The organism is Priestia abyssalis (assembly GCF_002019595.1).
In the GTDB taxonomy this organism is placed as follows: Bacteria; Bacillota; Bacilli; order Bacillales; family Bacillaceae_H; genus Bacillus_BA; species Bacillus_BA abyssalis.
Map to the genome: position 1 here is coordinate 1615746 of NZ_KV917369.1, position 24215 is coordinate 1639960.

26 protein-coding genes and 1 riboswitch are annotated in these 24215 nt (G+C 44.1%); of the genes, 21 read left to right on the top strand and 5 right to left on the bottom strand.

Annotated features, from left to right (window positions below; all coding sequences use genetic code 11):
• Positions 1 to 5 precede the first annotated feature (5 nt).
• From pucD to BK575_RS07520, 3 genes are all read left to right on the top strand, one after another.
• On the top strand, positions 6 to 2264 hold the full coding sequence (gene pucD, locus BK575_RS07510; RefSeq protein WP_235867332.1) for a xanthine dehydrogenase subunit D: 2259 nt from the start codon (positions 6 to 8) through the stop codon (positions 2262 to 2264).
• A complete protein-coding gene (locus tag BK575_RS07515; RefSeq protein ID WP_078409828.1) occupies positions 2255 to 2767 on the top strand; it encodes a (2Fe-2S)-binding protein in 513 nt (170 codons plus the stop codon). Before pucD ends, BK575_RS07515 begins: the two co-directional genes overlap by 10 nt.
• Before the next feature lie 275 nt (positions 2768 to 3042).
• On the top strand, positions 3043 to 3720 hold the full coding sequence (locus BK575_RS07520; RefSeq protein WP_139367988.1) for an MgtC/SapB family protein: 678 nt from the start codon (positions 3043 to 3045) through the stop codon (positions 3718 to 3720).
• 171 nt (positions 3721 to 3891) lie between these two features.
• On the opposite strand, the gene BK575_RS07525 is transcribed toward BK575_RS07520, so the two are convergent.
• Positions 3892 to 4341, bottom strand: coding sequence for a hypothetical protein (locus BK575_RS07525; protein ID WP_139367989.1), 450 nt, complete (start codon positions 4339 to 4341; stop codon positions 3892 to 3894).
• Positions 4342 to 4569: 228 nt separating this feature from the next.
• Positions 4570 to 4675: riboswitch (TPP riboswitch) on the top strand.
• A 112-nt stretch (positions 4676 to 4787) separates the two neighbouring features.
• Between BK575_RS07525 and BK575_RS07530 the strand changes: the two genes are divergently transcribed.
• From BK575_RS07530 to BK575_RS07550, 5 genes are read left to right on the top strand one after another with little or no spacing between them, the layout of a single operon-like run.
• Complete coding sequence (locus BK575_RS07530; RefSeq protein WP_078409829.1) at positions 4788 to 6065, top strand: acetylornithine deacetylase; 1278 nt, start codon at positions 4788 to 4790, stop codon at positions 6063 to 6065.
• 19 nt (positions 6066 to 6084) lie between these two features.
• Entirely contained in the window at positions 6085 to 6759 is a 675-nt protein-coding gene (gene tenA, locus BK575_RS07535) for a thiaminase II (RefSeq protein ID WP_078409830.1), read from the top strand.
• The gene (locus BK575_RS07540; RefSeq protein WP_078409831.1) at positions 6752 to 7528 is read left to right on the top strand and encodes an ABC transporter ATP-binding protein; all 777 of its coding nucleotides are present in this window, start codon (positions 6752 to 6754) and stop codon (positions 7526 to 7528) included. The genes tenA and BK575_RS07540 overlap by 8 nt, the downstream gene beginning before the upstream one ends.
• Positions 7525 to 8277: an ABC transporter permease gene (locus BK575_RS07545; RefSeq protein WP_078409832.1), complete on the top strand. Its 753-nt coding sequence runs from the start codon at positions 7525 to 7527 to the stop codon at positions 8275 to 8277. The genes BK575_RS07540 and BK575_RS07545 overlap by 4 nt, the downstream gene beginning before the upstream one ends.
• Positions 8274 to 9305: an ABC transporter substrate-binding protein gene (locus tag BK575_RS07550; RefSeq protein WP_078409833.1), complete on the top strand. Its 1032-nt coding sequence runs from the start codon at positions 8274 to 8276 to the stop codon at positions 9303 to 9305. The genes BK575_RS07545 and BK575_RS07550 overlap by 4 nt, the downstream gene beginning before the upstream one ends.
• Before the next feature lie 360 nt (positions 9306 to 9665).
• On the opposite strand, the gene BK575_RS07555 is transcribed toward BK575_RS07550, so the two are convergent.
• The 3 genes from BK575_RS07555 to madL form a co-directional block, all read right to left on the bottom strand.
• Positions 9666 to 9935 carry a hypothetical protein gene (locus tag BK575_RS07555; RefSeq protein ID WP_078414696.1) on the bottom strand — a complete coding sequence of 90 codons (270 nt, stop codon included), beginning with the start codon at positions 9933 to 9935 and terminating at the stop codon, positions 9666 to 9668.
• Between the two features lie 276 nt (positions 9936 to 10211).
• A complete protein-coding gene (gene madM, locus BK575_RS07560; protein WP_078409834.1) occupies positions 10212 to 10976 on the bottom strand; it encodes a malonate transporter subunit MadM in 765 nt (254 codons plus the stop codon).
• On the bottom strand, positions 10973 to 11374 hold the full coding sequence (gene madL / locus BK575_RS07565; protein WP_078409835.1) for a malonate transporter subunit MadL: 402 nt from the start codon (positions 11372 to 11374) through the stop codon (positions 10973 to 10975). Before madL ends, madM begins: the two co-directional genes overlap by 4 nt.
• A gap of 420 nt (positions 11375 to 11794) precedes the next feature.
• Here madL and BK575_RS07570 point away from each other — a divergent pair, with 420 nt between their 5' ends.
• The 13 genes from BK575_RS07570 (at position 11795) to BK575_RS07630 (ending at position 23906) form a co-directional block, all read left to right on the top strand.
• Complete coding sequence (locus BK575_RS07570) at positions 11795 to 12457, top strand: GntR family transcriptional regulator (protein ID WP_078409836.1); 663 nt, start codon at positions 11795 to 11797, stop codon at positions 12455 to 12457.
• 150 nt (positions 12458 to 12607) lie between these two features.
• Positions 12608 to 13537, top strand: a complete 930-nt coding sequence (gene mdcH / locus BK575_RS07575; RefSeq protein ID WP_078409837.1) for a malonate decarboxylase subunit epsilon — start codon at positions 12608 to 12610, stop codon at positions 13535 to 13537.
• A 50-nt stretch (positions 13538 to 13587) separates the two neighbouring features.
• Positions 13588 to 15249, top strand: a complete 1662-nt coding sequence (gene mdcA, locus BK575_RS07580) for a malonate decarboxylase subunit alpha (RefSeq protein ID WP_204524896.1) — start codon at positions 13588 to 13590, stop codon at positions 15247 to 15249.
• A 15-nt stretch (positions 15250 to 15264) separates the two neighbouring features.
• Positions 15265 to 16146, top strand: coding sequence for a triphosphoribosyl-dephospho-CoA synthase (locus BK575_RS07585; protein ID WP_078409839.1), 882 nt, complete (start codon positions 15265 to 15267; stop codon positions 16144 to 16146).
• Positions 16147 to 16178: 32 nt separating this feature from the next.
• Positions 16179 to 16484, top strand: coding sequence for a malonate decarboxylase subunit delta (locus tag BK575_RS07590; protein ID WP_078409840.1), 306 nt, complete (start codon positions 16179 to 16181; stop codon positions 16482 to 16484).
• Positions 16471 to 18168 (top strand): biotin-independent malonate decarboxylase subunit beta, encoded by a 1698-nt coding sequence (gene mdcD / locus BK575_RS07595; protein ID WP_078414697.1) that lies wholly within the window; start codon positions 16471 to 16473, stop codon positions 18166 to 18168. Before BK575_RS07590 ends, mdcD begins: the two co-directional genes overlap by 14 nt.
• On the top strand, positions 18159 to 18791 hold the full coding sequence (locus tag BK575_RS07600; RefSeq protein WP_078409841.1) for a malonate decarboxylase holo-ACP synthase: 633 nt from the start codon (positions 18159 to 18161) through the stop codon (positions 18789 to 18791). The genes mdcD and BK575_RS07600 overlap by 10 nt, the downstream gene beginning before the upstream one ends.
• A gap of 160 nt (positions 18792 to 18951) precedes the next feature.
• Positions 18952 to 19884, top strand: a complete 933-nt coding sequence (locus BK575_RS07605) for a manganese-dependent inorganic pyrophosphatase (RefSeq protein WP_078409842.1) — start codon at positions 18952 to 18954, stop codon at positions 19882 to 19884.
• Between the two features lie 258 nt (positions 19885 to 20142).
• Complete coding sequence (locus BK575_RS07610) at positions 20143 to 20643, top strand: dihydrofolate reductase (RefSeq protein ID WP_078409843.1); 501 nt, start codon at positions 20143 to 20145, stop codon at positions 20641 to 20643.
• A gap of 180 nt (positions 20644 to 20823) precedes the next feature.
• Positions 20824 to 21600 (top strand): SDR family NAD(P)-dependent oxidoreductase, encoded by a 777-nt coding sequence (locus BK575_RS07615; RefSeq protein WP_078409844.1) that lies wholly within the window; start codon positions 20824 to 20826, stop codon positions 21598 to 21600.
• Between the two features lie 74 nt (positions 21601 to 21674).
• Positions 21675 to 21980, top strand: coding sequence for an ArsR/SmtB family transcription factor (locus BK575_RS07620; RefSeq protein WP_078409845.1), 306 nt, complete (start codon positions 21675 to 21677; stop codon positions 21978 to 21980).
• Between the two features lie 264 nt (positions 21981 to 22244).
• The gene (lepB, locus tag BK575_RS07625) at positions 22245 to 22793 is read left to right on the top strand and encodes a signal peptidase I (RefSeq protein WP_078409846.1); all 549 of its coding nucleotides are present in this window, start codon (positions 22245 to 22247) and stop codon (positions 22791 to 22793) included.
• Between the two features lie 132 nt (positions 22794 to 22925).
• On the top strand, positions 22926 to 23906 hold the full coding sequence (locus BK575_RS07630; RefSeq protein WP_078409847.1) for an MBL fold metallo-hydrolase: 981 nt from the start codon (positions 22926 to 22928) through the stop codon (positions 23904 to 23906).
• Between the two features lie 96 nt (positions 23907 to 24002).
• Here BK575_RS07630 and sspL read toward each other — a convergent pair whose 3' ends face one another.
• Positions 24003 to 24146 carry a small, acid-soluble spore protein L gene (gene sspL / locus BK575_RS07635; protein ID WP_078409848.1) on the bottom strand — a complete coding sequence of 48 codons (144 nt, stop codon included), beginning with the start codon at positions 24144 to 24146 and terminating at the stop codon, positions 24003 to 24005.
• Positions 24147 to 24215 lie beyond the last annotated feature (69 nt).

Consider the following 24215-nt stretch of genomic DNA (forward strand, 5'->3'; position numbering starts at 1 on the left):
TCTATGTGCGTCTAACAGAAAGAAACAAGCGAAGCCGGCCCGATGGTATAGGAAAGGTGACCGGTGAACTGAAATATTTAACGGATTTGTCTTTTCCCGGCATGTTATACGGAAAAATATTGAGAAGCTCTTACCCGCATGCCAACATTTTTTCCATCTGTACAGAACAGGCGAGAAAGCTTCCCGGTGTACGGGCGGTAATCACGCATAAGGATGTACCGGGCATGAACCGGTTCGGAATCGTCATTCCGGATCAGCCCGTGCTTTGTGAAGAAAAAGTACGGTATACAGGTGATGCCATTGCAGCTGTAGCCGCGGAAACGGAAGAAATAGCAGAACGGGCCTTAGAGCTGATTGAGGTTGTATATGACCGCCTTCCCGAGATAGATGATCCGGAAAAAGCGCTTCTTCCCGATGCGCCGCAGCTTCATCCCGGAGGAAATGTATTGCATCGTTCCGGTTATCAAAAAGGGGATATGGAAGAAGGGTTTAAAAAAAGTACGGTTGTGGTGGAAGAAACGTACGAGTTGCCGCGGCAAATGCATGCTTATATGGAAACGGAGGGCGGTGTCATCGTTCCGGAAGAAGGAGGCGGTCTTACCGTTTATGCCGGAACCCAGCACGGCTATAAAGATCGTTTTCAATTAGCTCGGATCTTGGCGATGCCGGAAGCCGGTATACGTGTCGTATCAAGTCCGATGGGCGGTTCTTTCGGAGGGAAAGATGAGCTGAATATTCAGCCGTACGGGGCGTTATTGGCTCTTGTTACAGGATATCCGGTCAAAATCCACCATAGCAGGCGGGAATCCGTGAGAGCGGGGTTAAAGCGGCATCCGATGAAAATCAAAATGAAAACAGGTACAGATGCACAAGGAAACATCCTTGCGCATGACGTCCATATTATTGCAGATACGGGTGCTTATGCAACGTTAGGTCCGGCTGTATTGGATTTTGCAGTGGAGCATGCCGCGGGGCCTTATATCATTCCCCATATAAATGTCCAAGGTGTGTCCGTTTACACGAATAACGGAGTAGCCGGCGAGTTTAGGGGATTTGGAGGGAATCAAATCACGTTTGCGCTTGAAGGGCAAATCGACCGTCTTGCGGAGAAACTTGGAATGAACCCCATTGAATTGAGAAGAAAAAACATTAGAAAGGTGAATGACCTGGGGCCTTTAGGGCAGAGGATTGCTCCGACGGACGGTGCTGCCCAAGTGTTGGAAGCGATAAGTCGTTCTCCGCTCTTAAAGAGTAATGCCCAAGATTCTGGAGGAGACTGGAAGAGGACGGGTACAGGTATTGCAATTACAATGCACGGCGGGGGCCTTGGGTTTGGACGGTTGGATAGTGCCGGCGGCCGCCTTTCTTTAAGCGGCAATGGAAAAATTGAAGCGGCATTTGGATTTGAAGAATGCGGGCAGGGACTGTTGTCTGTTATTGAACACATCGTGACAGAGGAAATCGGATGCTCTCCTAAAGACATCCGAATCGTCATTGGCGACACCGCGCTAGTGCCACCGTCCGGTTCTTCGACTGCTTCAAGAGGAACGAGCATGGTATGGCAGGCGGTCCAGCGGATGAAGGGGTCTTTTTGTCGGCAAATCCTCGTACATGCCGAACAGCTTACAGGTATACCATCCAGCCAACTCCGTCTTGGAGCAGGCGGAATTTGGAGGAACAAGGGAGATGTGGTGAGCCAGCCTTGCGTCACATATGAACAGCTAGGGAAGCAACACCCCGTTGTAGTGAATACCCATTTTCATTTCCCGACAACCCCGGATGCCGTCAACGGCGGTCATTTCTTGTATTCGTTTGGCGCTGTGATAGTCCGTGTGGAAGTGGATCTGTTGACAGGGAAAGTGAAAGTGGTCGATATGGATCATGCGGTAGCGGCTGGACCTGTGGTCAGTCCGCTCGGCTATCTTGGCCAGATAGAAGGCGGCGGTGTAATGGCGCTGGGCTATACGTTAATGGAAGAAGCCTTAATGAGTGAAAGTAGTTATATAACTGAAAACTTGGATTCATATCTGATTCCGAGCATTTGCGATGTTCCTTTTAAGATGGAAGTCGAGGCAATCGAAATATTATATGAAGATGACCCCTATGGACCAAGAGGAGTGGGGGAAATCGGAACGGTCGCGGTGGCTCCGGCTATTGCCAAAGCCATCCATAATGCTGCCGGATGCTGGATTTCCCGTCTGCCTGTGTCAGCTGAAGTGATTGTAAAGGCTGTCGGGTTAAAGGAGATGAAAACATGGAGATGAAAAAAGTGGTACAAGTGCAAGTTCCCCATTCTCCAGTGAAGGAAATTTTCATTCATTTACATGTGAATGATCAGGTTGTACAAGTAAAGGTCAATCCCGCCATTCGTCTTGTTGATATTTTACGGGAAAACTTGAATTTAACAGGCACGAAGATTTCCTGCGGGATCGGCCGCTGCGGTGCTTGTTCTGTCCTGATGGACGGTAAGCTCGTGAATTCTTGTTTAACGATGGCATATCAAGCTGATGGAACTTTCATTACAACGATTGAAGGATTAGGAAAAGAAGGACTTCATTCGATTCAGAAGGCTTTTTTGGAAGAGGGGGGCTTTCAGTGCGGCTACTGCACACCGGGCATGATCATGGCGGTGAAGGCGCTAATTGATGAAACGCCGCACCCGACCGATGAACAAATCCAAGAGGCGCTGTCAGGAAACCTTTGCCGCTGCACCGGTTACGGAGGAATCATCAGGTCGGTGAAGAGGATGATAGAAGAAAATCCATAAGTTTGTGTCACAAGAGGATGAGTCATCAAAGTCCAGTAAAATCAAGGATTTCGTGCGGGGTCCTTTTAGGTCACTGGCTCAAAAGGTCTTCGTATAAGCGGCTGGCAAGAACCCGCAAAGGAGCTTGCCAGCCGCTTAGGTCTATGGCTGCTCTTTGATCATGTTGAATTTTCTAAATCAATCTATAAAACATAAAAAATTTTATCGTTATCATGGTAAACTACTATACATATATTGATTTGAAAAATAACAACATTGAGTGAGGAGAAACAAAAGTGAAAGAAGAATTTTTATTAAGGCTCATCATGGCTCTTTTTCTTGGGTTGTTGATTGGAATTGACCGGCAGCTAAGAAATAAGCCGCTTGGCGTTAAAACAAGCATGGTCATTTCGGTAGCAAGTTGTTTAATCACGATCGTATCTATTGAATCGGTCGGCCAGTATTCGATACCGGGGCATACGAATATGGATCCGATGCGTCTTGCGGCACAGATTGTGAGCGGGGTTGGTTTCCTTGGTGCAGGTGTGATCTTGAGGAGAAGCAATGACGTCATTTCAGGGTTGACGACGGCTTCCATGGTGTGGGCAGCCTCAGGTCTCGGAATTGCGGTCGGGGCCGGTTTTTATTTAGAAGCGATTGCTGCCATGGCACTCATTATCCTAGCCGTTAGTATATTTCCGTACTTCATTAAGATAATGGGCCCACGATCCTTGAGGCAAAGGGATTTATCCATAAAAATAGTAGTGGAGGAAAATCAAGAATTAAATCAAATTTTCAAAGAAATTAAGCAGTTAAATATGAAAGTAAAGCGGGTCAAAATCAAAGATGTGGAAAGTGGCCGACAACAGCTGGAAATGGTCATACTTGCTTCTGAAAAGCTATATACAACCGATATTTATATGTCTTTGAAAAAATTCAAACAAATCGTTTCAGTGGAAGTCGAAAGCAGGTAGCGGCCGTCTGCTTTTCACCTTGTCGTCATGCTTTCCTTTGTTTGAATCTAGGATGTTTCCAATCTTTCTCTTCTGTTAAAATGAAAACAATAGAAGGGATATTTTAGAAACTGGCCGAGGTTGATAAAACAGGATTTTCTTTTAGTTATGACTAGAAAACCCTGCTTATCTTTACATCCACCGCAGCGCAATGGTTAAATGACAGCATTCCGTGCCGCCGACCTTTGAAGATAGTTTAAGGGTGATTCCATCAGGGTTGAATGAAGTCTTAACCTTCGATTTAATACCCGTTGATTTGATCAATTTGTCAACTTCTTTTGTGTTGGATTGCTGTGCTGCTGTCATGATTTTGGAATCGAATTCCTTGGATTCTGCAAGCTTATTTAAAAGAATGCTTGCCTCTTTCATGAGTGCCTGCATGGTAATGGCTGATTGGTTAAATAAGGTCGGATCTACTTGCATATATGGTCTTAAAGAGTTTGGATAAGCCAAGGTTGATGAACGATAAGGTGTGTCCGGTACGGACATCATCGGCTGGACGGCTTCGCTGTATGGCAAATAATAAGGGCAAGACCAAGACAATGATTGAGGCTGTACATAGGAATATGGATAGATGAACATGATGAAACAAATCCCTCCTGTTTGCATAAAACTCCTTACAATATACGGGCAAAGGCTTGGAGATGTGCATTATGGATGCAGGGAGAGTTTCTCACAAATCTTTGACAAATAACAAAAGCGATTTTAACTGAAAAATATTCTTATTGAATTAATGAATTGAATATGATAAAAATAATGAAGATAACAATTGTTAAAATTCAGATTACCAGATTCCATAAACAGAATAATAATCACCACTAGGGGTGCTTGTAAAAGCTGAGAGAGGCTGTATGTGTCTTAACCCTTATCACCTGAACTAGGTAATACTAGCGTAGGGAAGAGGTGTTGTAATCCAACAATGTCATCATCATCCGCTTTGTTGTTTGGCAAATGAAATCATTTGTTTTGTACAACCGCTTCTTTCCAACAGAAGCGGTTTTTTTATTGTCACAAAAGGAGGGATTGGGATGGAAAAGCCTTTACAATTATTGATCAATCAAGTGGATGAGCGCAAAGAAGAGCTCATTGACTTATTAAAAACACTCATTTCGTTTAAAACACCCGCACCGCCTGCTCGCAATACATCTGAAGCACAACAATATGTCGCTGATTTTTTAAGAAATCTCGGGTTCGCCATTGATATGTGGGATGTTTATCCGAATGATCCGAACGTTGTCGGTGTGTTAAAAGGCACCGATTCAGAACATTACAAAAGCCTGATCGTCAATGGACATATCGACGTTGCTGAAGTAAGCGAGGATGAAGAATGGGAAGAAGATCCATTTACGCCGATCGTAAAAGACGGGGCAGTGATTGGACGCGGTGCATCGGATATGAAAGGCGGTCTCGCCGGGGCTTTATTTGGCATTCGACTTCTCCGTGAGGCGGGAATTGAATTGCCTGGTGACTTGATTTTTCAGTCCGTGATCGGAGAAGAAGTAGGGGAAGCCGGGACTTTACAATGCTGCAACCGCGGATATAAAGCCGATTTTGCGGTAGTTGTCGATACGAGTGATTTACATATTCAAGGACAAGGCGGCGTCATCACAGGATGGATTACCGTTAAAAGCAATCAAACATTCCATGATGCCACGAGAAGAAACATGATCCATGCCGGCGGAAAGCTGTTCGGGGCAAGTGCCATCGAAAAAATGATGAAAGTAATAGAAGGTTTGCAGGAACTAGAACGCCATTGGGCTGTTACAAAAAGCTATCCGGGATTTCTTCCAGGAACGAATACGATTAATCCGGCGGTGATTGAGGGAGGAAGGCATGCCGCCTTCATCGCGGATGAATGCCGGCTGTGGATTACGGTCCATTATTATCCGAATGAGTCGTATGAACAGGTAGCCAAAGAGATTGAAGAACATATCGGAAATGTCGCAAGGGCAGATGTTTGGCTAAAGGAAAATCCACCGACATTCGAGTGGGGAGGAACTTCGATGATTGAAGATCGAGGCGAGATTTTCCCGGCGCTGGAAGTCGATCCGAACTACCCAGGAGTGCGCTTGCTTGCAAGGTCGCATGAACAGGTCCTAGATACAAATGCAGTCATTGATGTCTCGCCAACCGTTACAGACGGAGGGTGGCTGGGAGATGCGGGCATTCCGACCGCGATTTACGGACCCGGCGATTTACATAACGCTCATGCTGTTAACGAACAAGTATCCATTGAACAGTTGGTAGATTATACGAAAGTTATGCTCACATTTATTTACGAATGGGGACATACAAAATCAAAATAACTCCAGGGAGTGACAATTAATGAAGTTTAGTGAACGTCTATATGAAAAATTGCAGCCCATTTGGCGGAAAAATCATGCTCACCCGTTTGTAAGAGGAATAGGGGATGGGTCTTTAGATCAAAAGAAGTTTCGTTTTTACATGATTCAAGATTATTTATATTTAATTGAATATGCCAAGCTGTTCGCCATCGGTGCAGTGAAAGCCGCTAATGTTGAGACAATGGCGAAGTTTGCGGGATTACTAGATTCTACATTAAACGAAGAAATGTCACTTCACCGCCAATATGCGAAGAAGTTTGGTATTACGGAAGGCGAACTTGAAAATGCGAAGCCGTCTCCTACTACATTGGCCTATACACACTATATGCTTCATGTAGGTCAAAATGGCACGCTTGCCGAACTGATGGCGGCCCTGCTCCCTTGTGCGTGGAGCTATTGGGAAATTGGAAAAGAGTTGAATGAATTGCCGGGAGCGAGTGACCATGAATTTTACGGAGAATGGGTGAAAATGTACAGTTCCGAAGGGTTTGGAAATCACGCGCAATGGTGCATTAACCTTTTGGACGATTTGGCAGATGGAAAACCGGAAGAGGAGCTTGCGAAGCTGGAAGACATTTTCTTGAACACTACCCGATTTGAATATATGTTTTGGGACATGTCTTATAACGAGGCGATGTGGCCGATCGATGAGTAAGAGCGTCTTAGAGTTTAAAGAGGTGACCTTCCACTATAAAGAGGGAAAAAAGGAGCGGATTGTTCACATTTTAGACTCGTTCAATTTACGAGTTGCTGATGGCGAGTTAATTAGCATTGTCGGGCCGAGCGGATCTGGAAAGAGTACTCTTTTTCGGCTGATCACGGGCCTTGAGCACCCTTCTTCGGGAGAAATCTGCATTGACGGTGAGGTTTGCCATAACCGTTCCGGTCGCGTTGGCTATATGCCGCAGCAAGACTTGCTTATGCCGTGGCGGTCCATTGTCGAAAATGCAGCTTTGCCTCTCGAGCTACAAGGGATAAAGAAAGCCAAAGCGCATAAACAGGTGCTCGATTTGTTAGAGGAGTTTGGATTAAAAGGGTTCGAACATCGCTATCCCGCTGATTTATCAGGCGGAATGAGACAGCGTGTGTCATTTTTGCGAACGGTATTGAGCGGGTCCAACGTCTTGCTTTTAGATGAACCGTTCAGTGCCCTTGATGCGATTACGAAGCTATCAATGCAAGAATGGCTGCTGGATCAATGGGAAAAACGGAAAAAAACGATTTTGTTTATTACTCATGATGTGAATGAAGCGTTGTTTTTGTCAGACCGCATTTTCGTTTTGACAAACACGCCGGTACAAGCGCTTGAGGAGGTAAAGGTTCCGCTTGGCAGGCCAAGGAGCCTCCGGGATTTAAATGATCCGGCCATTCTCAGGCTAAAGGACGAGCTGATTGATCAGCTGCGATGGAAGGTGAAGATATGAAACAATGGAAAGACTACCTCTTCTCATCCATGCTGATCATTGCTTTTCTAATAATATGGGAGATTGCGGCAAGGACGATCAATATGGCGTTCATTTTGCCTTCGCCAGTTGGCATCATGGAAAAGCTTTGGGAGTTAAAGGATGTTTTGTTTTTTGAACATCTCCCGGCAACGCTATCGATCATTATCATCGGTCTTGTTATTTCCATTATATTAGGTGTTGGTCTGGCAGTTTGGATGAATATGAGCAAAGTCGCGGAACGAGCCTTTTATCCGATTCTTATCTCTTCTCAAATGATTCCCATTATTGCCCTTGCTCCAATTTTTGTTTTATGGTTCGGATACACCATTTGGAGCAAGGTAGTGGTGACAGTATTGATTACCTTTTTTCCGATTACCGTCAGCACGTTTGACGGGCTCCGTTCAAGCAGCAAAGAGTTAAAAGAACTGCTTTTAACGATGGGGGCCAGTAAAAAGGATATTTTCTTCAAATTGAATGTCCCTTCTGCCTTACCATATTTTTATTCGGGCCTGAAGGTAGCTGTAACGTTAAGTGTCATCGGTGCCGCTATTGGAGAATGGCTCGGGGCTCAAGCAGGGTTAGGCTACTTTAGCCGCCGAATGATGACGCAGTTCGATGGAGCGGGTGTGTTCGCACCGATCGTTCTTTTATCGGCTGTTGGAATATTATTATTTTTACTTGCTATATGGTTTGAAAAGAAATCATTAAAATGGAGGAAAACAGAATGAAAAAGTGGTTATCACTTAGTATAAGCGTATTGTTAATTATGATGCTTGCCGCATGCGGGGGGGATAAAACAAGCCAAGAGTCCGCATCTGAAGGCGAAACGAAAAAAACGGATGGAAAAGAGCTTGCTGAAGTGGATGTGATGCTCGACTGGTATCCAAATGCTGTTCATAGCTTTTTGTATGTAGCACAAGAAAAAGGTTTTTTTGAGGAGGAAGGCGTGAAAGTAAACATCCAGTTTCCTGCCAATCCGACCGATCCGTTGAATTTAGCGGCTGCCGGGAAGATTACATTAGGATTTTACTACCAGCCGGATGTCGTGATGGCTCGTGCCAATGAAAATGTTCCGGTCAAATCAGTTGGAGCGATTGTTCGTTCACCGTTAAATCATGTCGTGTTCCTAAAAGACAGCCCGATTCAAAGACCGAAAGATTTGGAAGGCAAAACGGTTGGATACCCTGGAATTCCATTGAATGAATCGCTCTTGAAAACGATGGTAGAACATGATGGGGGAAATCCGGATAAAGTGGATATGGTCGATGTTGGCTTCGAGTTAGGCTCATCCGTTGTAAGCGAAAAGGCAGATGCGGTTGTCGGAGCTTATATTAACCATGAAGTGCCGGTATTGAAGCATAAAGGCTATGAAACGCGCTATTTCAATCCAACCGACTATGGTGTTCCTAATTACTATGAATTAGTAGCTGTCACGAGCGATCAAACATGGGAAGAAGAACAAGAAGCGATTAAAGCATTCTGGCGCGGTGCAGCAAAAGGCTTTGAATTTATGGAAAAACAGCCGGACGAGGCCCTTCAAATTCTTTTAAGCAATCAAGATAAAGCTAACTTTCCTCTAGTGGAAGAAGTGGAAAAGCAAAGCTTGGAAATTCTATTGCCGAAAATGAAATCGGAGGAAGGCTTCGGCAGCCAAAGTGAAGAATCATGGAAAGAGACGAGCGGATGGCTGAAAAAATCAGGATTGATTGAAAAAGAACCGGCTGCGGATGAGCTGTTTGTTGATATTACGGAGTAAAACAAACATGCACAAAGGCATTAAAGCCGGGTGATATGTATAAGGGGGCCGCAATGACAGTATTTGTCGTTGCGGCCTTTTTATAGTGGAGGATTATAAGCTTGTTCCGCTTTTCTTGGTGTCCAGCTGCACAAGCTATGCTCTACGGTGATTTCGCAGCCTCCCACGAAGTCAAAAAGCGACTTCTCGTCGGCGGCTAAAATTCCCTATGAGCATGAACGAGCTTGTTCTGCTTTTCTTGGTGTCCAGCTGCGGCTCCTAATCTTTCGGCCATTTCACTTCTGCCCATGAAACCAAAAAGCGGTTTCCCGGTCAGAATTGCCAATGTCTCTCAAGATTGAACAGTCGCCTCCGCTTTTCCTATTCCGCATTCATTTCATGCGCATCGGGGTTATCATGGGGCGGATGGGAGCCCGGGTCGAGCCGCTGTGTTTCTTCGTGCAAGTTTTTGTATTCGTAATTAAACGCGCTGTACGTTCTTTGACCTTCTTCCCAAGGTGTGGATTTTCCGAGTTCCCGATTAACGGGTGAACCGAACGGTCCGTCTGGAAACTCCTCGGGAATGACGTATTCATGGCTTTTTTCGACAGCTGCAAAATCGCTGTACTCCTGTTGATTTTTCTCTTTCAACATAATCACCCTTTCATATGTGAAATACCTCCCTTTTTGTAGCTTGTCCTAAAATCTGACTTTATGCCGCTTCAATGTGCAGTATAAATCCAGATTGGTGAAATTTTCTTTATCCCGTAGACTGAAAGCCTTACTCTTACTTTATGAAAAAATGTCTACATAAGTTAATAAAAAGGCAGAAATCAAATCATGATTTCTGCCTTTTTGAAAGATGAGTATGACATTCGAAGGTATTGGGCTTGAGTGCCCGATAAGTATTATGATAAATGGAGGCAATTATCCAAATATAGATTTTGTGATCAAAAATAAAACAGATGGAACTAAGAGACAGCCGAGACCTGTATAGAATGTGGCCGTCATCGCCCCATAAGGCACGAGCTTTGGATCTGTTGCCGCCAAACCGCCTGCAACACCGCTTGTCGTACCCATCAATCCTCCGTAAACGATTGCTGATCGGGGATTGTTAAGCCCTATATATTTAGCGACAAACGGTGTTCCGATCATTGTTAAAATGGACTTAATTAATCCAGCAGCAATGCTCAAAGCAATGACATCGGAACTGGCTCCAATCGCTGCTCCAGTTACGGGACCGACAATGTAAGTAACCGCTCCTGCACCAATTGTGGTTAAGCTTACGGCATCGGTGTATCCGAATGCCAGTGCTACTATAACACCGACGATGAAGGAGGCAAAGACACCTATGAAAAGGGAGGCGACACCACTGATGCCCGATTTCTTTACTTCGTCAAAACTAACGCCGAAAGCCGTAGCAACAATGGCGAAATCACGAAGCATCCCGCCGCCCATTATGCCGAGACCGGCAAACACGCTTATGTCGGCGAGGCCTTTCTCACCACCGGAGTTTATGCCCCCCAAGTAGGCTAATACTAGTCCGACAATAAGAGCAATGGCTGATCCGTGTATCCTTCCCTTGGTAAGCTTATCCGATATGATATAAGAAATATACATGATGATCCCGATTAAGGCAAAGGACATAATGAGGCCGTTTTTTTCGAGGATAGCAGCCATCATTTCCATCATAGCTGTTCACCTCCAACCGTTTCGCTTTTGTAGGTGTTTGCTTTTTCTTTCCCAATATTGCTTAACACAGGGACAAGGACCCAGCCAATCAGAACGGCACCAATCCCAGCTAAGATAGCGACAGGGCCTCCCTTGACAGCGGCTACTACATTTTGTTGGGCCGCCATGGCCACTACGATTGGAATATACATGGAGCTCCAAAAAGCCAATCCTTCTTGTGAAGTCGCGTTTAACTTGTTTTTCTTCTTTAAATAGTCGACCAACAATACGAGCATCAGCATCCCGATTCCCACGCCGCCGACATTTGAATCAACCCCAATCAGTTTACCCAGCAAATCTCCAAAGAAAATTCCGACCAACATACAAATGGACAATAAAGAAACTCCATAAATGACCAACTTTATACACCTCTCTATTAAAAATTGATTCTCTCGTCATTCCGTTATAGAATTTAACAAAAGCAGAATCGTCTACACTGAGATGTCAACATACAAAAAAGACAAGACTAACATATGATTGTACAGCTTGTTCTCACTTAGTTGGCTATTCATGAAGCAATGAGAGTTTCTTTATAAAGTTAAAGAAACTGATTTATGGAATCCCCCCCTTTAGTACTCATTTTTAGGAAGCGCTTTCAACATAGACGTCAATATACTGTCGACAATCTACCTAAGCTCCATCATAAATTCTTGTTTTAAAAAAATCAATTACTTTTTTAAATTTTCTAAAAATATTGAATATTATTAAATGAGGTTGTATAATTTAATCGACAGTCGACAATCTTGAATTGTTTCTTTCAAAGAAGAGGAGGTCTTTCAATGAACACGCTGGATTTTAGCAAGAACGCATTATCTAATCGAATCGCAGAACATATTACAGAACAAATCATCACCGGCGAATTGAAGCCCGGGGAAAAACTGATTGAAAATACATACGCGGAAGAATACGGAACGAGCAGGGCTCCGGTTAGAGAAGCGCTTTTTTTACTGACTCTTGAAGGGCTTGTTGAAAGAATTCCAAGAAAAGGTGCTGTCGTAAAAGGATACACCGAAACAGAAATATACGACTTGCTCGAAATCCGTACCATGTTGGAATCCATGGCGATGAAACGAATTGCAGAAAACGGGGTACAGTCTGAGATTGTTGCTCAAATGGTCAACATTTTAAAAGAGATGAAAGAGGAGAAAGGTGTGAGCAACTACACTCAATTGAATCACTCGTTTCATATGTGCCTGATCCAAATGAGCAGGAGTGACGTCATTAAAAATATGTATTCCCGATTGGAGCTGCCGCTTTTAACGATTCAAAGCATTTCCTTTGCACATGAAGGAAACATTGAAAAATCAGTGGCGGAACATTCGGTCATTGTCCAATTGCTGCGAAGCGGGAACGTGACGGAAGCTGCTGATATATTGAATAAACATAATCATGACGTTATCACAAGCATTCAAAAGCGCTTAAAGAAAGAGAGAAATCTTTAATTATTTTGAAGAAGTTTTTCCCCCAATTTTTTAAAAATGCAAGTTAAGACTCTTAGTTTTTGAGTATTAGCTTGCAGGGAATAAATTCAGTCGACTGACGACTAAAATGATGGTTGCTTTTACTAGATTGAAAGAAAGGGGAGAAATTCTATGAGCATTGCTTTTTTATTCCCCGGCCAAGGTTCTCAGCAGCCGAATATGCTCCATACCTTACCCGATCATTCGGCCGTGATGAAGACTCTTCATGAAGCAAGTGAAGTGTTAAACGAAAATATTTTGTTATGGGATACGGATAGGGCGCTGAAATCCACTGTGGCGGTTCAAGTTGCACTGCTTACAGCGGGTGTGGCTGCCGCTCGCGTATTAAAGGCTGAAGGTGTGAAGGCTCATATGGCAGCGGGTCATTCCGTAGGGGCTTTTGGGGCCGCCGTCACCGCTAATGCATTAGATTTTCGCGATGCGGTAGCCTTGGTGAAATTGCGCGGTGAATTGATGGAACAAGCCTATCCGCATGGGCATGGGATGGGGGTAGTAATCGGTATTCAGGAAAGAAAGCTTTTGAATATTATTGAAAGCGCTTCTAAAGATGGGGAAACCATGTTTATTGCAAATAAAAATTCTCCTGATCAAATGACGATTGCCGGATCAATTGCCGGGATTAAAAGGATTCTTGCAATAACCCAAAAGGAAGGGGCACGAAAGGCAGAACTTTTAAACGTCAGTGTCCCTTCCCATTGTGCCTTACTTCAATCTGTCTCTTCACAACTTGCTTCGGCACTTCAAAAAATCACCTTTCGTACTCCTGAAATCCCATATGCCGGAAACCGTACTGCTCGTGCGTTATACGATTCGGAAGCCATCAAAGAAGATTTAGCTCTAAGCGTTTCCCATCCGGTTCGCTGGCATGAAGCGACATCCTTGTTTTATGAATTAGGAGCGCGATTATTCATCGAAATGCCGCCTGGACATGTTTTGACGGACCTTGCTAAAAATGCTTTTCCAGCTGCACGCGCCGTTTCCGTATCAGACAGCGGAATCAAAACGACTTGTATTCTAGCAAATCGTGTTAAATCCATATAACTCATAAACGCATATTAGTTCTTGAAAAAAGAGGGGAAGGGAGAATGAATATGAATTCATTAAATGTAAGTTCTAACCAGGCACGTTCATGGACGACAAGACGGGATGCAAAAGCAAAGCGGCTTGCCAAAGTCGAGAAAATTGTGAAGGGACGGGTGATACCGACCGACAAAATTGTAGAAGCGCTGGAAGGGCTTATTGCACCGGGAGATCGGGTGGTACTCGAAGGAAATAACCAGAAACAAGCCTCGTTTCTCTCAAAAGCTTTAACACAGGTTAATCCAAGTAAAGTGAACCATTTGCATATGATCATGTCGAGCATTTCAAGACCGGAGCATCTCGATATTTTTGAGAAGGGTATCGCTCAAAAAATCGACTTTTCCTACGCTGGTCCTCAAAGCCTTCGTATTGCTCAAATGCTGGAAGATGGAAAGATTACGATGGGGGAAATTCACACATATCTTGAATTATACGGAAGGCTCTTTATCGATTTAATTCCATCTGTTGCTTTAGTGGCAGCGGATAAAGCGGATGAAAACGGAAATCTGTATACAGGTCCTAATACGGAAGAAACGCCTACGCTTGTTGAAGCGGCAGCATTTCGCGATGGAATTGTCATTGCTCAGGTCAATGAGCTGACAGACGAGCTGCCTCGAGTGGACATTCCAGGTTCGTGGGTGGATTTCGTAGTGGTTGCTGACAAGCCGTATCAGTTGGAGCCCTTATTCACAAGAGATCCTAGACATATTTCAGAACTTCAAATCCTCATGGCCATGATGACGATTCGAGGCGTTTATGAGCGTCATAACGTCCAATCTTTAAATCACGGCATTGGCTTTAATACAGCGGCCATTGAATTATTGCTTCCGACATATGGAGAATCGCTGGGATTAAAGGGGAAAATTTGCAAACACTGGGCTCTGAATCCTCATCCGACTCTCATACCGGCTATCGAAAATGGCTGGGTAGAAAGCATCCATTGTTTTGGCGGAGAAGTGGGGATGGAAAAATATATTGAAGCGCGGCCGGATGTTTTCTTTACTGGAAGAGACGGCAGCTTGCGTTCCAACCGTGCCCTGTCACAAGTGGCGGGCCAGTATGCTGTAGACCTTTTTGTCGGCTCCACTCTTCAGATGGATCGGGATGGAAACTCATCCACTGTGACAGCGGGAAGACTGGCGGGATTCGGCGGAGCGCCGAATATGGGACATGACCCTCGCGGACGACGCCACTCCACCCCGGCCTGGCTGAGCATGATCACGTCCGATAACCCTCTTGCCAGGGGGAGAAAGCTTGTTGTTCAGATGGTAGAAACGTATCAAACAGGTAACAGCCCTGTATTCGTTGAATCGCTTGATGCCGTTCAAGTAGGCCGGGATGCGAACTTGGCGACAACACCAGTCATGATTTATGGGGACGATGTAACGCATGTCGTAACGGAGGAGGGCATTGCGTATTTGTATAAAGCAAACAGCCTGGAAGAACGCCGTCAAGCAATCGCGGCCATTGCTGGGGTAACGCCGATCGGGCTGGAGCACAACCCAAAACGTACAGATCAATTGAGAAGAGATGGATTAATCGCTCTGCCAGAGGACTTAGGCATACGGCGTACAGATGCGAAAAGATCGCTGCTCGCAGCCAAAAGCGTAGAGGAACTTGTGGATTGGTCTGAAGGGTTATATGAACCGCCGGCTAAATTTCGCAGCTGGTAAAAAGGGGGAAAACAAATGGTTTGGAACAACGCCATGGAATGCAGCGAGCATCTTGCCAATCTGGCTGTCACAGCGCTCATGGAGGAAGCGGAGCTCACGCCAAAGCCGGGGCTCGTCGATAAACAAAATACAGGAGCCCATACCGATCTTACTATTGAGCTTATGATTCGTTCGGCACAATCATTGCGTACAACGTTTGCTGACATCGCCTATACCGCTTTTGAACGAAAACCAAGTCAGCGTCTCCGTGAAGAAATTGCGGAAATCGGACGTCATGGCGAAAAAATCATGCTGACAGCGACAGGCGGAACCAATACACATAAAGGAGCCATTTGGGCACTCGGGCTGCTGACGGCAAGTGCCGCCATTCATCCACCTGGAACAGCAGCATGTCAAATTGCTTTTACTGCCGGAGAGCTTGCCCGTTATCCCGATCGTTATGCTCCGAAAGAAAAATCAAATGGGACCCGTGTACAGCAGCGATATAAGGTAAGCGGCGCAAGAGGAGAAGCACAGCAAGGATTTCCACATGTCATAGACATTGCCTTGCCGGCTTTGTACCGTGCCCGAGATGAGGGGATGGAAGAGTCTTACGCCAGGTTAGATGCCCTTGCCGCTCTTATCGCGCATCTTGATGACACATGTGTGCTGCATAGAGGAGGATTGGAAGCTCTGACGATTGCTAAAGAAAAAGCAATGAAGGTTTTGGCAGCCGGAGGAGTGTCTACTCTGTCAGGATGGAACGCCATTAAAGAATTGGATGCAGAGCTGTTGGCACGTAATGCCTCACCAGGGGGAAGCGCTGATTTGCTGGCTGCGGCCTTATTTCTTGATTATCTCTCTAAGGAATCCGCTATAGAGTTAGTGTCCGGTGGATATGTGAAGTCAGCAACATAACTCAAAAAGAATATTATACGGAGGTGTTGAAATTGGAAATGTTAACGTTTGAATATCCGGCAACAAAGACGTTACATAATCGTGCACATGTAGGTGTGGTTGGCTCTGGAGATCTGGAGGTTTTAATGGAACCATCAAAAGAATCGCGTGCTAAAATCATTGTAAGGACTGGCTGCACAGGATTCAATGAGACATGGAGGCTGGTGTTAGAACGTTTTTTCACTGTTCATGATGTGGCTGCGAACATAACAGTAAATGATTTTGGTGCAACACCAGGAGTGGTGTCATTACGGTTAGCTCAAGCGCTGGAGGTGAGTCAAAATGATGAAAACTATTAAGGAAAGCTTTGTTGAACTTGATGCACGGAGCCGAGCGAAAGCTGTACTCGACAAGGGGACGTTTCGGGAAATCGTCGGACCGTTCGACCAGCTTGAATCACCGCATTTGGCACCGCAGGGCATTGTCCCGCAAAGCGATGACGGCGTCATTGTAGCACGAGGGACAATCGGAGGACAATCTGCGGTTGTTGTTTCCATTGAAGGAAACTTCCAGGGAGGGGGCATCGGTGAGGTAGCCGGCTCCAAAATAGCTGGTGCATTTGAATTGGCTCTTCGTGACAACGAAGCCGGTATTCGGACCCGGCCTGTTCTATTGTTTGATACAGGAGGGGTACGCCTCCAGGAGGCTAATTACGGCTTACTTTCTATTGCTGAAATTGGAGCAGCCATCGTTGCGTTAAGAAAATATGTCCCTGTCGCCGGGGTCATTCCGGGAAAAATCGGCTCTTTTGGAGGGATGTCCATTACAGCCGGATTGTGCAGTGCCCTTATTATGACGCGTGAAGGCCGTCTTGGCTTAAACGGTCCGGAGGTGATTGAACAAGAAGCAGGAATTGAAGAATTTGATTCCGCTGATCGGCAGCTTATTTGGAATACAATCGGAGGGGCGCAGCGCTTAGCTGCGGGATTTGTAGACGAGCTCGTGGAAGATGACGTAACAGCGATTACAGAAGCGCTTAAGGTTGTTTTTGAAAAAGGAAACAACGATAAGCCGCGCAGTTCCCAAGTAGAGATTTACCGCTCTCTTTTAAAGGCAGTCAATCCGTCCCAGCCGCTAACTCCAGCGGGACTTCAAGAAATTTGGAGACAATTACAGGATAAAAATAATAGGGTGGAAATAACAGAAACTGCACTAATAAGTGATGAAAGCGGCTCAGAAAGCAGAGGAAGAACCTGGTTTAAAGCTTTAACAGGGAGATCTGGCCCAGAAGCAGGAGAGGTTCTGTCTGTATTATGTGCCGATACGATGCTGGGAAAAGAGCGTGTTCGTTATATCGCCGTTGTACCGAATCCATCCAGCCGATTTCCTCGTGCTCGTCAAGGAGAGGTCGGATTGGAAGAAGGATGGGCCATTGCCCAATATGTCCGGGAAGCCGTTGAAGAAGACGAGGATGGTGACCGCCGCGTGATTGTGGCGATTGTCGATGTCCCAAGTCAGGCATATGGATATCGTGAGGAATTGCTGGGTATCCATCAAGCGTGTGCCGCCGCGGTGGATGCTTACGCAACTGCTCGCTTGGTCGGTCATCCTGTCATTGCGCTTATTGTTGGAAACGCGATATCAGGGGCATTTTTATCACACGGTCTTCAAGCGAATCGAATACTTGCGTTGAACGATCATGATGTGAACGTGCAGGCGATGTCCAAGCAATCTGCTGCCAGAATTACTCGCCGTACCATTCAGGAATTGGAAGAAGCGACGAAAAAGGTACCGGCCATGGCTTATGACATTCAGTCTTTCGCTACCCTTGGAGCTTTACATGAGTTGATTGACGGGGTTAATGCCGACACACCTGGAGATGGGGACTGTGACAGGATTCATGATAAATTATCTGAAGCGATTATGAGCGTCCGTTCCGCTTCACGAGATTTAAGTAATCGGCTTTTATCTCCTGAGGCTCAAAATGGCGGACGTGCTGCTTCTATTCAAGTACGTAAAAAAATGGCGGAACAATGGATATAAAAGCGCATGATTTATTGCACCTTAACAATATCTCCAGTCTCATAACAGAACGGCCAGAGCCGAAATGGGTCCATGAATCACTAACTTTAGCCCCGTTTGCAGTCGTCCTAAGGGCTCCCATCAAAAATGGAAACATACCTGTAGGCATAAGAGGGAGTTCACGGAGCGAACGGTTTGCGGCATTTATCCTGGAGGAGTCGATCATAGAGCACATCACGCCTGAAAACCTTGTTGCACAAAAAGTGTGGAGGCAAAGTCCGCGTCAACATGAAGTGCATGCACTTGGCTGTCTTGATCGGGTTGATGAAATTTTACAGTTTTATCAGCTTCCATGGGGACCGGGAGGAAGTGTCGGATTTGAACTTGCCAGCGGGAGAGCGACAGTGACAGTTGCAAGTGATTTGGATATTGTCGTTCGTCCCCCAAGTTTTTTATCTCTAGAAAAGGCCGAGCGGATTCTTCATGAATTCAGCACTTTGCCGGTGAGAGTAGATGCTCAGATCGAGACTCCGAGCGGTGCGATTTCGTTAATTGAATACGCACGCGGTGAGAGCCAGCTGCTGCTTCGAACGATGGATGGTCCCCGTCTTGTGAAAGATCCATGGGAAAAGGGTTACCGTTAAACGTACGATAAACATAGAAAAAAGGATAATAAAATGGTATATTTGGGGGTGAAAAACACCCGATTTCTGATAAAATAAACTTTAGGTATGGACAACTTTCCTCATTTAACAGGATGAAGGATTTCCGTCATACCCCTAGAAACGATCAAGGAGTAGAGAAATGGAAAAAGTATTTATTTTAGGACACAAAAATCCGGACACAGATTCAATTTGTTCTGCTATTGCGTACGCTGACTTAAAAACAAAATTAGGTATGGATGTTGAGCCTATTCGTTTAGGTGAAGTTAATGGAGAAACTCAATATGCGCTTGATCATTTCCAAACAAAAGCACCTCGTTTAGTTGAAAAGGTTGCCAGCGAAGTGAAGAGCGTCATTTTAGTTGATCATAATGAACGCCAGCAAAGCGCAGAGGATATTACAGAAGTACGCGTGTTAGAGGTTATCGACCACCACCGTATCGCTAACTTCGAAACAAGCGATCCTTTATACTATCGTTGTGAGCCGGTTGGATGTACAGCAACGATTTTAAACAAAATGTACAAAGAAAATGGAGTAGCAATCGAAAAAGAAATCGCTGGTTTAATGTTATCAGCAATCATTTCCGACTCCTTATTGTTCAAATCTCCTACATGCACAGAGCAAGATGTGGCAGCAGCACGTGAATTGGCTGAAATTGCAGGAGTGGATGCTGAAAGCTACGGATTGGCGATGCTGAAAGCAGGAGCGGATTTAGGCGACAAAACCGTGAAAGAGCTTATTTCTCTTGACGCAAAAGAATTTGAAATGGGCGGAAGTAAAGTTGAAATCGCTCAAGTAAACGCAGTGGACACGAACGATGTAATGGCACGCCAAGCAGAATTAGAAGACGCTCTTTCTCAAGTAATTGCCGAGAAGGAACTAGACCTTTTCTTATTAGTTGTAACAGATATCTTAAATAGTGACTCTGTTGCATTAGCGCTTGGAAACAAGGCACACGTTGTGGAGAAAGCTTACAATGTGACATTGGAAAACAACACAGCCGTTCTAAAAGGCGTTGTGTCACGCAAAAAGCAAATCGTACCTGTTTTGACAGATACGTTTAACGCGCTTTAATCAATACTTATTTAATTAACACAGAAGGCGAATCATTTCACTATGATTCGTCTTTTTTCATACTATTAAACCAATCATGCTTTTTTGAAAGGATATACCTTATGATGTTGGGGAAGGTTTAAAACAGGGTATCTACGGATAAAGAGGAGGCATTTTCTCAAGTTCGTTTGTTTGGCTTTAAATTCTACTTAATAGTTAGGATTTAGCCGATATTCCATAATAACGGCGAGCATATTGTTGAATGAAAGGATGGATGAGATGATTTCATTTCTTGTCGCTATGGATCAAAACAGGGTGATTGGCAAGGACAATAAACTGCCCTGGTATTTACCTGCTGATTTAAAATATTTTAAAGAACTAACAATGGGGCATCCCATCATTATGGGAAGAAAAACGTATGAATCGATTGGAAGGCCGCTGCCGGGAAGAGAAAATATTGTTATCACGAGAAACGAGGAGTACACCGCTGAAGGATGCACCATCATTCACTCGATTTCAGAAGTGAAGGAGCTGGAAGAAAAGCGAGATGATGAACTATTTGTAATCGGCGGAGCAGAAATCTTTGAGCAAACTTTTTCGATTGCAGATCGGCTCTACGTCACGATGATTGAGGAAACATTTGAAGGGGATACGTATTTTCCTGATTTCAATGAAGATGACTGGGTAGTCGTTTCGAAAAAAAAAGGAGTACAGGACGAGCGGAATGTGTATGAGCATTATTTTTTGGTGTATGAACGGAAGAATCAAAAATGTGTGTAGATCAGTTCCAGTGAAAACGCCCGTGAACCCGTTGTTCATAAGGGAAAAGGTTGGGTGAGGCAACTTTTCCCTTATGGAATCTATTGACTTGATAAGGAGTATAGATTATAGTCATCTTAAAAGTTTAAATGTTCAAGTGTTTAAACATTTGATATAATTGGATGCTAAAGGAGAATATATATGAAAACAGTATTAATTACAGGAGCTTCAGGGGGAATCGGGAAAGAACTGGCGGTTCATTTCGCTCGTGACAGTTATCGACTGGTTTTAATTGCGCGAGACAGCACAAAATTGGAGCAAGTGAAAAAAGAACTGGAAAAAGATCATCAAGCAGAAGTTATAATTATTGTCAAAGATATTTCAGAGCAGGAGTCCGTGAAAGAGGTATATGAATATTTGCAGGAAAGCAACATTCAAGTCGATTATCTTGTCAATAATGCAGGCTTTGGCCTGTACGGTGAATTTACCGACACGAGCTTGGATGATGAGCTCAATATGATCGATTTAAACATAAAAAGCTTAACTCATTTAACGAAACGCTTTTTGCCTGGTATGATAGCGAACAATAGGGGAGGCGTGTTGAACGTTGCTTCCACTGCGGCTTTCCAGCCGGGACCGCTCATGGCCGTTTATTATGCAACGAAAGCATATGTGCTGTCCTTTACAGAAGCATTGGCGAACGAGTTAAAGGACACGAAAATTAACGTGACCGCTTTATGTCCGGGGCCGACGGAAACTGGATTTTCCAATCGGGCCAATTTGCAGGAATCCAAGCTATTTAAAAGCGGGGTCATGGATGTAAAAGAGGTGGCGAGTGTCGGGTATAAAGGCTTCCACTCGGGCAAAACAGTCGTTATTCCCGGTGCTCAAAACAAGCTGTTAGCTCATTCTGTAAGGTTCATGCCGCGAAAAGTGGTCACATCCGTTGTCCGTAATGTACAGGAGAGAGAAAAGTAGAACATTGAAAAATTTTCAAGGTACTGTACAATGTGGGTATAAGATAAACTGAACGTATAGAGAGGAAGAAATCAATGTCTCAAACGGTATTAGATATTTTCCGCGCATGTACGCCCATCTTTCAGGCGCTCGGAGATTCGGCAAGGCAGGATATCATTTTATTATTGGGAGAACATGAGGCATTAACGGTGACGGAAATTGCCGAACAATCTCATTTATCAAGACCGGCGATTTCCCATCATTTAAAAGTGCTGCGGGATAACAAACTCGTCACAATTGAGCAAAAGGGAACACAGCGCTACTATTCATTGGCGCTCAGTGAATCGGTGTCTTTATTGAAATCGCTCATCCATGAGATTGAAACGACATGTGAGCTTTAATTGAATTATTTCTTATGTGAACTCCTCTTGTTGCAATACAAGAGGAGTTTTTTAGTGTGCCTGATATTCAGGCGATGACCGGCCGCTACTGTTGTTGGGATCGGTGATAGATATTAGAAGCAGCCGCCCCACTTTCTTAGACAGTGGTCTTGTGCGTACATTAAACGGAAAGAGTTCATATAAACATTAGCGAAAGATAATATTGGAATATATAACCAATGGTATATATAATTGTATAAGGATTAAAAAGGAGGTGGGAAAGAAATGAATACTATCATTAAAAGAGAAGTTCTTGGCTGGATTAAAGCTTTGGCGTTTGGTCTTGTTATTACTTTTATTTGTAAGCAATTTATATTTGTTCCCTCTGAAGTTGAAGGTGCGTCAATGATGCCTAGTCTTGAAGATGGCGACCGAATGATTGTAAGCAAAATAAGTGAAATTCAGCGATTTGATCAGGTGATGTTTAGGGCACCAGATGCAGATGAAAATTATGTAAAGAGAGTAATAGGTTTACCGGGTGATACGCTTGAAATGAAAAATGACACCTTATATGTGAATGGTGAAGTCCGTAATGAGCCTTATCTAAAAACGCATAAAGAGAAGCTTATTCCTAATCAGAGACTGACAGAAGATTTCACCTTAATAGAACTTACAAATGAGAAGACAGTACCGGAGGGTTATCTATTTGTATTGGGAGACAACCGTCTGATTAGTAAAGACAGCCGATATTTTGGGTTAATCCCTATCGAATCTGTAGTTGGTAAAGTAGAATTTCGCATATGGCCTTTAAATAATATTGGAGCAACTAAGTAGTATGCAATGAACTTTTAAATTTTTAAATCAATATATAAAGTTCTATTCTCCCTATTTTCTAAAAACAAGGTGTTATAATTAAGAAGATAAAAGTCTTGATTAGACAAGATAGGACAATAGGGGGTGGATTTATTGATAATCACAAAAGAAAACTGTTCCGTTTATCCGATCAAAGTTCCCGCAAAGCATGGATTAAAAACATTTAACTTTTATTTGAGAGAGGACAATGGGTCTTTGTCCCTCATAGATGCCGGTGTGAATACAGCAGAATGTTGGGATGTTTTCATGAATACGATGGCGGAAACCGGGTTTGCTCTTCATGATTTGGACCGCATTATCTTGACCCATAACCATGAGGACCATATCGGATTGGTCAATCGGATTTTGTCTGTAAAAGAGGTTCCGGTTTATGCCCATACCGAAGCCATTCACCGCTTGAAAAGGGATAAGGATTTTTTTGCGTTAAGGGTAGAGTTTTTCCGCAAGCTGTATCAGGAAATGGGGTGCGGGGCTGCAGGGGAGAAGCAAGTTGAAAAGCTGAAAGCAGCCGTGAAGAAAAACGAGAAAGATAAAATTAAATCGGAGATTATTTCACTGGCCGAATCCGATACGATTGTTGGTCTACAAGTGATTGAAACACCGGGCCATTCCCCTGACCATCTTGTTTTTCTTGATGCAGAAAGACGGCAGCTTTTTGGCGGTGATCATCTGATCGGACACATATCGAGTAATGCCATCGTAGAACCTGACCAAGAAGGAAAGCGGATTTTGACGCTGGTAGAATACATACGCTCACTTGAAAAATGCATCGGACTTGATCTTGAAACCATCTTCTCTGGGCATGGCAGTTTCATTCACAATCATCGGCAGTTGATCCATCACAGGCTGGAAAAAATTCAGCAAAAATCAGAAAGATTATTAGAGTTGATAGACAGCGGGATGTCAACGGCTGCTCAGTTGGCTCAAGTTTATTACAGAGACAAATATGAAACTCAGTTCTCATTGGTTATGTCGGAAATCATCGGTCAGCTGGATTGGCTGGAAACGAAAAAGAAAATCGGAAAAGAACAAAAAGATGGTGTTTGGCATTATTATGTGACTGTATTTGAATAATAGCTACCCGGAACCAAACAAACGGTTCCATTAAAATTAAAGCTAAAAAGTGAAAACACCAGAGGGACAGCGAAAGCCCTCTGGTGTTTTTTTATATTAAATTTTGGTGTTCGACTTTTTGGCTCTATTTTCAAGCTCGCTTTTCGGTTCGGTCGAGAATTCAACATCTTTTCCATGGCCTTGCGGGTTAACACTTGGATTTTTTTGACCTTGAATAGCTCCTTTATTTTGATTGCCCATTTTCTTCACCTCCAGTTGTAGTATTTCCCAAATCACTATGATTTAAGTGGGAATAAAACCAAAGAAAAA

Coding starts and splice junctions, on each gene's coding strand:
- BK575_RS07515 (WP_078409828.1), top strand. CDS start 2,255: ATGGAGATGAAAAAAGTGGTACAAGTGCAAGTTCCCCATTCTCCAGTG.
- BK575_RS07525 (WP_139367989.1), bottom strand. CDS start 4,341: ATGTTCATCTATCCATATTCCTATGTACAGCCTCAATCATTGTCTTGG.
- BK575_RS07530 (WP_078409829.1), top strand. CDS start 4,788: ATGGAAAAGCCTTTACAATTATTGATCAATCAAGTGGATGAGCGCAAA.
- tenA (WP_078409830.1), top strand. CDS start 6,085: ATGAAGTTTAGTGAACGTCTATATGAAAAATTGCAGCCCATTTGGCGG.
- BK575_RS07540 (WP_078409831.1), top strand. CDS start 6,752: ATGAGTAAGAGCGTCTTAGAGTTTAAAGAGGTGACCTTCCACTATAAA.
- BK575_RS07545 (WP_078409832.1), top strand. CDS start 7,525: ATGAAACAATGGAAAGACTACCTCTTCTCATCCATGCTGATCATTGCT.
- BK575_RS07550 (WP_078409833.1), top strand. CDS start 8,274: ATGAAAAAGTGGTTATCACTTAGTATAAGCGTATTGTTAATTATGATG.
- madM (WP_078409834.1), bottom strand. CDS start 10,976: ATGATGGAAATGATGGCTGCTATCCTCGAAAAAAACGGCCTCATTATG.
- BK575_RS07570 (WP_078409836.1), top strand. CDS start 11,795: ATGAACACGCTGGATTTTAGCAAGAACGCATTATCTAATCGAATCGCA.
- mdcH (WP_078409837.1), top strand. CDS start 12,608: ATGAGCATTGCTTTTTTATTCCCCGGCCAAGGTTCTCAGCAGCCGAAT.
- mdcA (WP_204524896.1), top strand. CDS start 13,588: ATGAATTCATTAAATGTAAGTTCTAACCAGGCACGTTCATGGACGACA.
- BK575_RS07585 (WP_078409839.1), top strand. CDS start 15,265: ATGGTTTGGAACAACGCCATGGAATGCAGCGAGCATCTTGCCAATCTG.
- mdcD (WP_078414697.1), top strand. CDS start 16,471: ATGAAAACTATTAAGGAAAGCTTTGTTGAACTTGATGCACGGAGCCGA.
- BK575_RS07600 (WP_078409841.1), top strand. CDS start 18,159: ATGGATATAAAAGCGCATGATTTATTGCACCTTAACAATATCTCCAGT.
- BK575_RS07605 (WP_078409842.1), top strand. CDS start 18,952: ATGGAAAAAGTATTTATTTTAGGACACAAAAATCCGGACACAGATTCA.
- BK575_RS07610 (WP_078409843.1), top strand. CDS start 20,143: ATGATTTCATTTCTTGTCGCTATGGATCAAAACAGGGTGATTGGCAAG.
- BK575_RS07615 (WP_078409844.1), top strand. CDS start 20,824: ATGAAAACAGTATTAATTACAGGAGCTTCAGGGGGAATCGGGAAAGAA.
- BK575_RS07620 (WP_078409845.1), top strand. CDS start 21,675: ATGTCTCAAACGGTATTAGATATTTTCCGCGCATGTACGCCCATCTTT.
- lepB (WP_078409846.1), top strand. CDS start 22,245: ATGAATACTATCATTAAAAGAGAAGTTCTTGGCTGGATTAAAGCTTTG.
- sspL (WP_078409848.1), bottom strand. CDS start 24,146: ATGGGCAATCAAAATAAAGGAGCTATTCAAGGTCAAAAAAATCCAAGT.